General features: G+C 69.1%; 7 protein-coding genes. 5 read left to right on the forward strand and 2 right to left on the reverse strand.

Annotation, left to right across the window (positions count from 1 at the left end):
* Positions 1-295 precede the first annotated feature (295 nt).
* On the forward strand, positions 296-3,562 hold the full coding sequence (locus tag FB157_RS31955; protein ID WP_145884143.1) for a GH92 family glycosyl hydrolase: 3,267 nt from the start codon (positions 296-298) through the stop codon (positions 3,560-3,562).
* 59 nt (positions 3,563-3,621) lie between these two features.
* Here FB157_RS31955 and FB157_RS31960 read toward each other — a convergent pair whose 3' ends face one another.
* Positions 3,622-7,365, reverse strand: coding sequence for a GH92 family glycosyl hydrolase (locus FB157_RS31960; protein WP_145884193.1), 3,744 nt, complete (start codon positions 7,363-7,365; stop codon positions 3,622-3,624).
* A 413-nt stretch (positions 7,366-7,778) separates the two neighbouring features.
* On the opposite strand from FB157_RS31960, the gene ngcE reads away from it, so the two are divergent.
* The 3 genes from ngcE to FB157_RS31975 are packed head-to-tail and all read left to right on the forward strand — an operon-like array spanning position 7,779 to position 11,107.
* Positions 7,779-9,224, forward strand: coding sequence for an N-acetylglucosamine/diacetylchitobiose ABC transporter substrate-binding protein (gene ngcE, locus FB157_RS31965; RefSeq protein ID WP_145884144.1), 1,446 nt, complete (start codon positions 7,779-7,781; stop codon positions 9,222-9,224).
* 28 nt (positions 9,225-9,252) lie between these two features.
* Positions 9,253-10,179 carry a carbohydrate ABC transporter permease gene (locus FB157_RS31970; protein WP_145884194.1) on the forward strand — a complete coding sequence of 309 codons (927 nt, stop codon included), beginning with the start codon at positions 9,253-9,255 and terminating at the stop codon, positions 10,177-10,179.
* Between the two features lie 4 nt (positions 10,180-10,183).
* Positions 10,184-11,107: a carbohydrate ABC transporter permease gene (locus FB157_RS31975; RefSeq protein ID WP_145884145.1), complete on the forward strand. Its 924-nt coding sequence runs from the start codon at positions 10,184-10,186 to the stop codon at positions 11,105-11,107.
* Between the two features lie 9 nt (positions 11,108-11,116).
* Here FB157_RS31975 and FB157_RS31980 read toward each other — a convergent pair whose 3' ends face one another.
* Positions 11,117-11,365 carry a queuine tRNA-ribosyltransferase family protein gene (locus FB157_RS31980; RefSeq protein ID WP_261386672.1) on the reverse strand — a complete coding sequence of 83 codons (249 nt, stop codon included), beginning with the start codon at positions 11,363-11,365 and terminating at the stop codon, positions 11,117-11,119.
* Between the two features lie 724 nt (positions 11,366-12,089).
* Between FB157_RS31980 and FB157_RS31985 the strand changes: the two genes are divergently transcribed.
* A complete protein-coding gene (locus tag FB157_RS31985; RefSeq protein ID WP_145884146.1) occupies positions 12,090-13,301 on the forward strand; it encodes an ROK family transcriptional regulator in 1,212 nt (403 codons plus the stop codon).
* Positions 13,302-13,397: the final 96 nt, after the last annotated feature.

Here is a 13,397-nt window from a genome sequence, read left to right on the forward strand (position 1 = left end):
GCCGGGCAGGCGAGGGGGGTGATCCCTGCCCGGGTGGTGCTGGCTTGTGGCGGCGAGACCGTGGGCGGGCCTCTGCCGGGTGGGGCGCGACAACGTTGTCTATGGTCTGTACATGACTTTACCGCCTCAACCGACAACGATGTCAAGCTACTTGAGGTAGCCCGACCGAGTGATCCAGGCGCGTGCCTGCCGGGGTGTACGCGGTCTTCCGTGTTACCGGTGGCGCACGTTACTGTCCCTGCGGCTTGTGCGACCTGTGGTGCGCGACCCGTCCGTTTGGAGGAAGGGCCGCGTCATGCGATTCAGTCCCACGTCCCTGCTGCTGGCCGCGGTGCTCGCGACCGGCGGTGCCACCCCCGCCCTCGCGGCGACCGCAGCTCCCCCCGCTCTCGTCAAGGACCCGACCCCCTACGTGGATCCGCTGATCGGCACCAGGAACGGCGGGAACGTCTTCCCGGGCGCCGTCGTACCGTTCGGCATGTTCTCCTTCAGCCCGGAGAACACCAGAGGCGACGCCGTCCGCACCGCCGCTCCCGGCGGCTACCAGTACGACGCCACCCGCATCCGCGGCTTCGGCCTGACACACATGTCCGGCACCGGCTGCGCGGGCGGCAGCGGTGACATCCCGCTCTTCCCGTACGCGGGCGACGTCACGTCCTCCCCGGCGAGCGACACCAAGGACGCCGTCTACGCGTCGGACTTCCGCCACGCCGACGAGACCGCCGAGCCCGGCCACTACAAGGTGGGCCTCGCCTCCGGCGTCACCGCCGACCTCACCGCGACCACCCGTACCGGCTCGGCCCGCTTCACCTACCCGGCGGACAAGCCCGCCTCGCTGCTCGTGCGCACCGCCAACTCCGAGGTGGGCTCGGCCGACTCGACGGTCACCGTCGACCCGGCTACCCGCACCGTCTCCGGCTCCGTCACCTCCGGGAACTTCTGCGGCTACCTCGACCCCGAGGGCCGGCGCTCCTACTACACGCTGTACTTCACCGCCCGGTTCGACCGGGCCTTCACGGCCACCGGCACCTGGCAGGACGACAGGCTGAGCCCCGGCTCCCGGCAGGCCTCGGGCGGCACGGGCGGCTTCTCGCACGGGGGCCGGCCGGTCGCGGGCATGGGCGCCGGAGCGTATGTGCAGTTCGCGCAGGGCACCGGCCCGGTGAACGTCAAGGTCGGCATCTCCTACGTCAGCCAGGCGGGCGCCGAGGCGAACCTCGCCGCGGAGAACCCGGCGGGCCGCTCCTTCGACGCCGTCGCGGACGCGGCGCGCCGGGCCTGGCGCGACCGGCTGGACGCGGTCCGGGTCGGCGGCGGGACCGACGCCGAACGCACCACCTTCTACACGGCGCTGTACCACTCCCTGCTGCATCCGAACGTCATCAGCGACGCCGACCGCAGATACCGTGGTGCGGACGGCCGGCCGCACACCGTCGACCGTCGCCGTCACGCGCAGTACGGCACCTTCTCCGGCTGGGACGTCTACCGCGACCAGGTGCAGCTGCTCACCCTCCTCGACCCGCGCACCGGGTCCGACATCGCCCAGTCGCTGTACGAACTCGCCGGCCAGAACGGCGGGGTCTGGGACCGCTGGCTGCACGGCGCGAGCGGCACCCACGTCATGAACGGCGACCCGTCGCCCACCGCGCTGGCCGGCATCCACGCCTTCGGCGGCACCGGATTCGACCTGAGGGGCGCCCTGGACTCACTGGTCCGGGCGGCGACCGTACCCACGCAGCAGGACCTGTCCGCGGCCGGCAAGCCGGTGCTTTCGGTGGGCCAGCGCCCGTCGCTCGACAAGTACCTCAAGCTGCACTACATGCCCAGTGTCTCCAACGCCTGGGGCGGCGCCGCCGAGACCCTGGAGATGTCCACCGCGGACTTCTCCCTCGCCCAGCTCGCCACGGCGGCCGGGGAGAAGGACACCGCGGCGGCCTTCGCCCGCCGTGCCCAGTGGTGGCAGAACAACTTCGACATCGCGGCGGACAAGAGCGGTGGCTACATCGCCAACCGCAAGGCCGACGGCAGCTGGGTCACCGGTTTCACCCCCGGCACCGGCAACGGTTTCGTGGAGGGCACGGCCGCCCAGTACACCTGGATGGTCCAGCACGACCCGGCGGGCCTGTTCGCGGCGATGGGCGGCACGGACAAGGCGCTGGCCCGGCTCGACGACTTCTTCCACACGAGCGACGGCGGCTGGGCCTTCACCGGCCAGGGCGGCACCAAGTCCGAGCTGGACAACGAGCCGTCCGTCAACGTGCCCTACCTGTACGACTACGCGGGCGCCCCCTACAAGGCGCAGGAGACCGTCCGCGCGGCCATGCGGCAGCTCTGGTCGACCGAGCCCGGCGGCATCCCCGGCAACGACGACCTCGGCGCGATGTCGTCCTGGTACGTCTTCTCCGCGCTCGGCATGTACCCGCAGGTGCCCTCCCGGGCCGAACTCGTCCTCGCCTCACCGCTGTTCGAGCGCATCGAGATCGACCGCCCGCAGGGCAACGACATCTCCGTGCACGCGTCCGGGGCGGCGGCGGACGCGCCGTACATCCGGTCCCTGAAGGTCGACGGGCGGGCCGGTGACCGGCCCTGGCTTCCCGCCTCCTTCGTGCGCGACGGCGGCCGCCTCGACTACACCCTCTCCACCACCCCGGACCGCACCTGGGGCGCGGCCTCCCCGCCGCCGTCCTTCCGGGAGGGCGAGCAGCCGTACCAGATCGGCGTCGGCCCCACCGCCGCCACGGTCGCACCCGGGGACCGCACGAAGATCGGCATCCGCGCCCTCGCACTCGGCGGCGGCACCGGCCCGCAGGTCCGCTTCCGGGTCGAAACCCCCTCCGGTGTCACCGCCACGCCCGCCGAGGGCACGGTCACCGACGGCTCCCAGGAGATCACCCTGGCCGCGGCCGAGGACGCCCCCCAGGGCTTCTACGCCGTCGACGTGAAGGTCACCTCCGGCGACACCTCCTACGAGCAGCCGGTCTCCCTCACCGTGGCCGCACCGGGCACCCTGCTCGCCGCCTACAACAACACCGGCGTCTCCGACGACGAGGGCGAGCACGACGAGGGCGACTACGACGGCGGCGGCTGGAGCTACTCCCGCCAGGCCCTCGCCGCGGCCGGCCTCACCCCGGGCGGGCAGGGCACGGTCGGCGGCCTGGCCTTCACCTGGCCGAACTCGCCCGCTGGCCGCCCGGACAACGCCTCGGCCACCGGCCAGACCATCGAACTCGGCAAGCCCGCGACCCGGTTGTCGTTCATCGGCAGCGCGGTCAACGGCAACCAGCAGACCAAGGCGACCGTGACCTACACCGACGGCACCACCGACACCGTCGACCTCTCCTTCACCGACTGGACCGTCGGCGGCGGAGGCGGCACCGTCCAGTACGGCAACGAGGTCGTCGCCAGGACCGCGTACCGCAACGTCGCGGGCGCCGACAAGGACCCGGTGGCGACGTACGTCTTCGCCACCAAGCCGTTCGCGGCGCCGGCCGGCCGGACCGTCAGGAGCGTCCGGCTGCCGGAGAACACGGACCTGCACGTGTTCACCCTCGCCACCGGCTGAGCGCACACACGACAGAGGGGGCGGACCCGAGCGGGCCCGCCCCCTTCGCCGTGCCGCGGTCAGGCCAGCAGCTCCACCTCCGCCAGCGTCGACTCGCCGTCGAGGACCAGGCGGTACTTCGCGTACGAGCCCGGTGCGGCGACGGTGAACGCCCGGGTCTGGCGGTCCCAGGTGAACGACTCGCCCGAGCGGTGGTCCAGGGTCTTCCAGGTCGTGCCGTCCGCGGACCCCTGCAGGGTCCAGCCGGTCGGTGCCTTGGTGTGGTCGGCCGACGAGGTCAGGGTGTACTGGACGGCCCGGGTGGCGGCGCCGACCGGCAGGTCCACCGAGGCGACCGTGGCGCTCGTCGCCGACGTGTCGTCGAACAGGGCGCCGTCACCCTTCAGCACGTCCGCGCGGGGCGTCGGCACCTTGTCGTCCTGGGTGACGGACACCGGTGCCGCGTTCTTGCCCGTGCCCCAGGTCGAGGGCCTGGACCCCATGAAGAACTCCAGCACGCCGCCCTTGGCCAGCAGCGAATGGGGGAGCGAGGTAGACGTCCAGGGGCGGCCGTTGACCTTCAGACCCTGCACGTACACGTTCCGCGCGCTGTTGCGCGGTGCCTTGATCACCAGGTCCCGGCCGTTCTCCAGATGCACGGTCGCCTTCGTGAACAGCGGGGAGCCGATGGCGTACTCGCCGCTGCCCATGACCAGCGGGTAGAAGCCCAGCGAGGAGAACAGGTACCAGGCCGACTGCTCGCCGTTGTCCTCGTCGCCGTGGTAGCCCTGACCGATCTCGCTGCCGGTGTAGAGCCGGGACAGCGCTTCGCGGACGTTCGCCTGCGCCTTCCAGGGCTCGGCGGCCGCGTCGTACATGTAGATCACATGGTGCGCGACCTGGTTGGAGTGGCCGTACATGCCCATCCGGACGTCCCGGGCCTCGGTCATCTCGTGGATGACACCGCCGTAGGAGCCGACGAAGTCCGGCGAGGCGGTCTCCGGGGTGCCGAAGTAGTCGTCGAGCTTGTCCGCGAGGCCGGTGCGGCCGCCGTACAGGTTGGCCAGGCCCCGGCTGTCCTGCGGGGCGGTGAAGGCGTAGCCCCAGCCGTTCGTCTCCGTGTAGTCGTAGCCCCACACGCGCGGGTCGTACTTCGAGGAGTCCACGCGCCAGGCTCCCTTGGCGTCCCGGCCCTGGAAGAAGCCCGCCTTGGGGTCGAAGAGGTTCACGTAGTCCCGGGCGCGGTTGAGGAAGTACTGCGACTCCTCCTGGTAGCGCTTCTCGCCGGTCTTCTTGTAGAGGGCCTCGCCCATCTTCGCGATGCCGTAGTCGTTGACGTAGCCCTCCATCGCCCAGGACAGACCCTCGTGCGTGTCGGTGCTGGTGTACCCGAGGAACGGCGAGGTGCTCATGCCCTTGCGGCCCACGCCCGAGGACGGCGGGACGACCGTCGCGTTCTTGACCGCGGCGTCGTACGCCGCCTTCGCGTCGAAGTTCACGCCCTTGACGTACGCGTCGGCGAACGCCACGTCCGAGGAGGTGCCGGTCATCAGGTCGGCGTAACCGGGGGAGGACCAGCGCGAGGTCCAGCCGCCGTCCTTGTACTGCTGCACGAACCCGTCGACCATCTCACCGGCCTGAGAAGGCGTCAGGAAGGAGTACGCCGGCCAGGTGGTCCGGTAGGTGTCCCAGAAGCCGTTGTTGACGTACACCTTGCCGTCGACGATCTTCGCGCCGGTGTGCGTCGGGGTGTCCGGACCCGGCATGGGGGAGAAGGGCGAGGCGTACTGGTCCTTGCCGCCGACCTTCTCGAAGCCGGAGTTCGGGTACAGGTACAGCCGGTACATGCTGGAGTACAGCGTGGTCAGCTGGTCCGGGGTCGCGCCCTCCACCTCGACCTTGCCGAGCAGCCCGTCCCAGGCCCGCTGGGCCTGCTTCTTCACGGTGTCGAAGGTCGTGCCGTCGGGGATCTCCTGGCGCAGGTTGTCCTTCGCCTGGTCGATGCTGATCAGCGAGGTGGCCAGGCGCAGGGTGACCGTGCGGTCGGCGCCCGCGTCGAAGCGCAGGTAGCCCTTGACCCCACTGGCGGAGCCGTCCGTCACCGGCTTGTCGAAGACGCCGTACACGAACAGCCGGGTGGCGCCCGTGGAGAGGCCCGACTTCACGTCCGAGTAGCCGGTGACGACCCCGTGTTCCTTGTCCAGGGTCAGGCCCGCCTGCTCGGTGACGTTGTCGAACAGCACGCTCGCGTCGTCGCCGGGGTACGTGAAGCGCAGCGCGGCCGCGTGGTCGGTCGGCGTTATCTCGGCCTTCAGGCCGTTCTCGAACCTGACGCCGTAGTAGTACGGCCGCGCGGTCTCGTTCTCGTGCCGGAAGGCCAGCTCCCGCGTCTCACGGCCGGTGTCCGGGGTGCCGGGCACGGCGGACGGCATCAGCTGGAAGGTCTGCCGGTCGCCCATCCACGGGCTCGGTTCGTGGCTCGCGCTGAACGCCTGGATCGTCGGCAGGTTGTCGTCGTTGTTCGCACGTGCGTACTCGTACAGCCAGCTCAGCGAGGACGCGTTGGTCACCGGCGTCCAGAAGTTGAAGCCGTGGGGGAGGGCCGTGGCCGGGAAGTCGTTGCCTCGCGAGAAGCTGCCGCTGGAGTTGGTGCCACGCGTGGTCAGCGCGTAGTCCGACAGATGCGCCTTCGGCTTCTCGGGAGCCACCGGCCTGAGGGCCACGTCGTCTATCCAGCCCCGGAACTTCGCCGGGCCGCCCGGGGAGTCGTAGCCCACCAGGATCCGGTCGACGGTCTTGCCGGCCGCGACCGGACCGATCCGCGAGAGCACGTCGTTCCACTGGTTGACGTACAGCGCCTTCGCCGTGCCCTGTCCGCGCGGCGACAGCGGGAAGCCGTGCTGGTCCAGCGCGCCCAGGTCGCTCAGATAGGTGCCGTCGGTGAAGGCCAGGTCCACGGAGACGTTGGTGGCGTCGTAGTCGCGGTCGCCGTCGGCCATCGACGGGAAGATGCGGTACGACAGCTGTGTGTCGGCCGCGACCTTCACGTTCACGTCGAAGACCTTGTTGTACGAGTACGCCCGGCCGGCCGCCGTGTGCCGCCCGGCGTAGCGCAGGGCCCGCTTGCCGGTGAAGCCGGCCCGGGCCTTGGCCGTCGGCGAGCCGCTGGGGCCCTTGTCGACCAGCGACAGCATGTCCTGCGGCACCGGGCCGCCCCCGCCGCCGGTCGAGAACTGCACGTCGGCGAGCTGCAGGATGTCCGAGGCGCCGTTGTTCTCCGTCACGTCCAGCCGGAAGAACTGGTACTCGGCCGGCTCGGCCAGCTCGTACGACTTCGTCTGGAAGCGCTCCGAGAAGGACTCGCCGGAGCGGGTGTCGACGGTCTTCCAGTCCTTGCCGTCCGTCGAGCCGCTGAGCGTCCAGTCCTTCGGGTCGCGCTCGTCGAAGTCGTTGGCGGAGGTGAGCGCGTACGTCACCAGCTTGATGGGCTTGTCCAGGTCGAACTCGACCCAGCCGGTGGGCTGGAAGGTCAGCCACTTGGTGCCGGGCTCGCCGTCGACGAGGTTCTCCTTCACCTCGCCCGCGCCGTCGTTCTCGCCGCTGGCCCGGACCTCGGTCACATGGTCGGTGACATTGCCCGGAATGCCCGTGCTGTAGCCGCCGTCCACGCCCGCGGAGCGCTTGCTTCCGTCCGGTGCCGTGTCGACGGTGTTCAGCCAGTCCGGCGCCGGGTCACCGGCCTCGAACGAGGATGCGAACTCCTGGTCGGCGGCCGCGGCCCCGGCCGGCCGGGCGACCGCGGCGCCCTGCGCGCCGACGGCCATGACAAAGGCGGCCGTGAGGACGACCGCCGGACCGTATCTGTGCCGAGTTCTCCGCTGCCTCTTGCGCTGCATCTACGGATTCCCCTCCTGCGCCCGCTCTGGACAACGTTGTCAACTTCGATGCGCAGGAACCAGTAGGTGGTCAAGTGGCCCTTGATGTCAAGGGTGTTGGGTGTGGCATTCAGGGGCCTATGTCGCCAATTTTTCCGCCGCGTCGCCCACAGGTCGCTCATATTTCCGAGAGGTCTCAACTCGGAAAAGACCCATCGCCAACCTTGCATTCGATCTTGCTCCGCTGGCGGGAAGTGGACTATACCTGTCGGCGTTTCCCGCATGACCCTGCACTACCCGACAGCGGTGCCGGGGAGGATCCGGTTCACCGCCTGAGTCCTGGAGAAGGCGAGGACTTGAGCATGGGATCCACTGCGCACCACGGTGGCGAGGGCGTCGGCCGCCGCGATCTGATCAAGCGTTCGGCCGCGCTCGGTCTGGTGGCCGCCCCTGGTATGGGTCTGCTGTCCGCCTGCGCGAGCAGCGGCGGCGACGGCCAGGACAAGGCGAAGGCCGGCAAGAAGACCGCGAAGAACCCGCTCGGCGTCAACGAGACGGCGAAGATGGAATTCGTCCTGTTCGACGGCGGCTTCGGCAAGGAGTACGCCCAGGACGCCGTGAAGATCTACCAGAAGGACTTCCCCAAGGCGACGGTGAAGTTCTCCGCCACCCAGAAGATCCAGTCCACCCTGCAGCCCCGCTTCAACCAGGGCAACCCGCCGGACCTCATCGACAACTCCGGCGCCGAGCAGATGGACATGGGCGTCCTCGTCGGCAAGAACCAGCTCGCCGACCTCACCCCGCTGCTCGACGCGCCGTCGTACGACGACCCGGCCAAGAAGGTCCGCGACACGCTGCGCCCCGGCATCGTGGAGATGGGCCAGTTCGACGGCAAGCCGGTCTGGATCCTGTACTACGCCTACACCGTCTACGGCGTCTGGTACTCGCAGAAGGCCCTCGACTCCCTGGACGCGACGTACCCCGAGACCTGGGACGACATGCTCGCGGTCTGCGCCAAGGCCAAGAAGAAGGGCATGGCGGGCTGGACGTACGCGGGCAAGTACCCGTACTACATCCCCTTCTCGCTGTACCCGATGATCGGCAAGGTCGGCGGCCGCGAGGTGCTCGACGCGATCGACAACCTGGAGCCGAACGCCTGGAAGCACCCGGCGGTCAAGGCCTGTTTCGAGGCCTACTACGAGCTCTACAAGAAGGGCTACATCCTCAAGGGCACCCCGGGCCTGGACCACATCCAGTCACAGACCGCCTGGGCCAAGGGCAAGGCGCTGTTCATCCCGAACGGCTCCTGGGTGGAGAACGAGTCGGCCAACGTCATCCCGGCCGACTTCAACCTCGCGGTCTCCGCGCCCACCGGCATCGACAGTTCGGACAAGATGCCGTTCGGCACCATCTGGGCCTCCGGCGGTGAGCCCTTCGTGGTGCCCGCCAAGGCGGCCAACGCCGAGGGCGGCATGGAGCAGCTGCGCATCATGCTCTCCGAGGCGTCCTCGAAGAACTTCACCGCCAAGGTGAAGTCGCTGACCGCGTACAACGGCGGCACCAGCGGCATCAGCCTCACCCCGGGTCTGAAGTCGGGTGTGGCGGCGCTGGACAAGGCCGGATCCAACGTGGTGAACCCGCGGCTGCAGGACTGGTACGTGCAGCTGCAGAAGGAGAAGATCGGTGTGGCCGGTCTCGGCGAGATGATGGCCGGCCGGCTCACCCCGGCGGAGGCCATCAAGAAGATCCAGGGCTTTGCCGACGAGGCGGCCAAGGACAGCTCCATCAAGCACTACAAGCACCAGTAACCAGCACCTTTACCGCACCGGAGTGGCGATGCAGCACGGCAAGTACCGGTTCATCGTGGGGTTTCTGGCACTGCCCCTGGGACTGTACGCGCTCTTCGTGGTGTGGCCGTTCATCCAGTCCATCTACTACTCGTTCACGGACTGGACCGGCCTCAGCCCCGAATTCAAGATGGTCGGCTTCGGCAACTACGAGAGGATGTTCCACGACGACATCTTCTGGAAGTCGTTGCAGCACAGTCTGATCTTCGCTCTGGTGCTGCCACTGGTGACACTCGGTCTGGCGCTGTTCTTCGCCTTCATGATCAATGTGGGCGGACGGCGGAGAAGGGGCGGCCCCGTGATCACGGGTGTCCGGGGCTCCTCCTTCTACAAGATCGTCTATTTCTTCCCGCAGGTCCTGTCGATCGCGATCGTGTCGCTGCTGTTCGCCTTCGCGTACAACCCGGACAGCGGCGCGATCAACTCACTCCTGCGCGGCATCGGCCTCGACAGCGTCCAGCCGCTGTGGCTCGGCGACCCGAGCCTCGCGCTGTGGTGCGTGATGGCGGTGCTCGTGTGGTCCACGGTCGGCTTCTTCGTGGTCCTGTTCTCGGCGGGCATGGCGTCGATCCCGGCCGAGCTGTACGAGGCGGCGCTGCTGGACGGCGCGAGCCGCGCCACCACGTTCTTCCGCGTCACCCTGCCGCTGCTGTGGGACACGGTGCAGTCCGGCTGGGTCTACATGGGCATCCTCGCGCTCGGCGCCGAGTCGTTCGCGGTCGTACAGATCATGACGACCGGGCCGGGCGGTCCCGACTACTCGACCACCGTGATGGTCCTGTACGTGTACCAGAAGGCGTTCCGGGACGGTCAGGCCGCCTACGCCACCACCATCGGCGTCGCCCTGCTCGTCGTCACGCTCGCGTTCGCCGCGATCGTGATGCGGCTGGGCCGTCGCGAGCGGCTGGAGTACTGAAGCGATGAAGACGACCGAGACCTCCGCTCCGCTGCCGGCCGAGTCCGGCGCGACCGTCTCCAAGGTCGACGTGCCGTCGGCGAAGCCGGCCGCCGGGAAGAAAGAGGGCAGCGTCCTCAACGTCTTCTCCCACGGCATGCTGATCCTGTGGGCGATCATGGTGGTCATGCCGCTGCTGTGGGCGGTGATGACCTCCTTCAAGGACGACAGCGCCATCTTCGGCTCACCCTGGTCCCTGCCGACCAAGCTGCACTTCGACAACTGGTCGCGAGCCTGGACCCAGGCCAACATGAGCGACTACTTCCTGAACACCATCCTGGTGGTCGGCGGCTCGCTGATCGGCACCCTGGTGCTCGGCTCGATGGCGGCCTACGTACTGGCCCGTTTCGACTTCCCGGGGAACCGCTTCATCTACTACCTCTTCATCGGCGGCATGAGCTTCCCGATCATGCTGGCGCTGGTCCCGCTGTTCTACGTCGTGAACAACATGGGGCTGCTGAACACGATCCACGGCCTGATCCTGGTCTACATCGCGTACTCGCTGCCGTTCACGGTGTTCTTCCTGACCGCCTTCTTCCGCACGCTGCCGACCTCGGTGGCGGAAGCGGCCTTCGTGGACGGCGCCTCGCACACCCGTACGTTCTTCCAGATCATGCTGCCGATGGCCAAGCCGGGCCTGATCAGCGTGGGGATCTTCAACTTCCTGGGCCAGTGGAACCAGTACATGCTCCCCACGGTCCTCAACACCGACCCCGACAAGCGCGTCCTCACCCAGGGCCTGGTGCAGCTGGCGGTCAGCCAGGGGTACAAGGGCGACTGGTCCGGCCTCTTCGCGGGCCTGGTCATGGCGATGCTGCCCGTCCTGGCGGCCTACATCGTCTTCCAGCGCCAGGTGGTCGCGGGCCTGACCGCGGGCGCGCTGAAGTAGGGCGCGTCCTCACGAGCGGGCCCAGCTCAGCTGGGCCTCGCTCAGCGGGGGAGTGAAGCCGTCCGGAAACATCAGCATGCGCGGGTCCGGCCACAGGTTCTCGGGCCCGTGCTCCGCGCAGTGCAGCGCGATCAGGTGGGGGCCCTCCCCGCAGGCCTGGTGCAGATAAGCCCGCCCGTGCGCCCGGCAGACGTACCAGAGCCTCACACAGTCGTCCTCGTCCCCCGGCTCGTGGAACCCGGGATCACGAACGATCACGGTCACCGGCTCCTGCCGGTTGAACCGGGGGAGGGGCCGCGGGTCGCACCACAGCAGTCGATCCGGAAGCACCGCCCCATCCTGGCGCACACGGGGCCCACCCCTCGAACCCGGGGCTGCAGCCAGGGGCCACCGCCCGAGCCGCTCCCCGAGCCCTCGCGCTCCGCCGCCCGCGGCCTGGCGGCGGTCTCGCCGCCACGGCCCCGAGTCCTACCCTGCTGTCGGCCTCGCGGCCCGTGCGGGCTGCAGCTCTCAGGAGTCTCGCGGTCTCGCTGCTGGTACGTCGCCGCGCCTGCCCCCGGCCGCCTCACCGAGCCATCCGGTCTACCGGACTGGGCAGGGCCGGGTGACAGCGTGCGTTCGCGGTTGCTATTCGCTTGTGGTCCATCCGGCTTCGGTCACCGCGCGGTCACGGACCGACGCCGGATTCCGGGGCCGAACGACCCGGCCGGTTCGGTGCGGGGGCCGAGTGGTGCGCCTCGCACCCTGTCCCGTAACCCCGTGCGGATGGTCTCCCGCCCTGCTCAGGGTGGCATTCACGTGTCCGTGAGGTGTCCTGGGCGGACCACGGAAGTGACAGCGATTTCCGTCAAGTACTTGACTGCGGTAACCCGTACAGCCGAGCTTGGAGTTCATAACTTGTAAGTGGCCCGGTTCCGCAGATGTGACCTGGGCCACGGGCGGCGCAGGGGCCGCCCGGCCGATGGCGGGAGTGGATGGGTCGATGGAGACTCCGGGGTCGCAGTCGTCGCTGCACCGAGCCAACCTGGAACGAGTCGTACGGGCCGTGCGGCTGGCCGGGTCGCTCACGCAGGCGGAGATCGCGCGTACGACCGGCCTGTCCGCGGCGACGGTCTCCAACATCGTGCGGGAGCTGAAGGACGGCGGGACGGTAGAGGTCACGCCCACGTCGGCGGGCGGGCGACGGGCCCGCAGCGTCTCGCTGAGCGGGGACGCCGGCATCGTGATCGGCATCGACTTCGGGCACACGCACCTGCGCGTCGCGATCGGGAACCTCGCGCACCAGGTGCTGGCCGAGGAGTCAGAGCCGCTGGACGTCGACGCGTCCGCCACCCAGGGCTTCGACCGTGCGGAAGAGCTGGTCAATCGCCTGGTCGCGGCAACCGGCGTGGATCGGTCCAAGGTGGCGGGAGTGGGGCTGGGCGTGCCCGGCCCGATCGACGTCGAGTCGGGGACTCTGGGGTCCACCGCGATCCTGCCCGGCTGGGGCGGCACCAAGCCCGCCGAGGAGATGCGCGAACGCCTCGGCGTGCCCGTGCACGTGGACAACGACGCCAACCTCGGCGCCCTGGGCGAGCTGGTCTGGGGCAGCGGCAAGGGCGTGCGTGACCTCGCCTACATCAAGGTCGCGAGCGGTGTCGGCGCAGGTCTGGTGATCAACGGGAAGATCTATCGCGGCCCGGGTGGCACCGCAGGTGAAATCGGACATATTACACTCGATGAATCCGGCCCGGTCTGCCGCTGCGGCAACCGCGGCTGCCTGGAGACCTTTGCGGCCGCGCGGTACGTGCTCCCGCTGCTCCAGTCCAGTCATGGCACCGACCTGACGATGGAAGGCGTCGTACGGCTGGCCAGGGACGGAGACCCGGGCTGTCGTCGGGTGATCGCCGACGTCGGCCGCCATATCGGCAGTGGAGTGGCCAATCTCTGCAACCTTCTGAACCCGAGCCGGGTGGTCCTGGGCGGTGATCTCGCCGAGGCCGGAGAGCTCGTTCTCGGGCCCATCAGGGAGTCTGTCGGCCGCTATGCCATCCCCAGTGCGGCGCGCCAACTGTCCGTTCTCCCGGGGGCACTTGGAGGCCGTGCGGAGGTGCTCGGGGCGCTGGCTCTCGCGCTCAGCGAGATGGGCGATTCGACCCTTTTGGACGGCTCCGTGAACGGCTCGCTGTCCGCCGCCACGCCTGCCTTCACTTAGAGAACGGATGGCACCGTTGCCATCTCGTTAAGGATTTACTTCTTGACGTCGCACGTGTGGCCGAGTTGACTTCCAGCCACCTCGGCCGCAACGACG

The organism is Streptomyces sp. BK340 (genome assembly GCF_007827595.1).
In the GTDB taxonomy this organism is placed as follows: Bacteria; Actinomycetota; Actinomycetes; order Streptomycetales; family Streptomycetaceae; genus Streptomyces.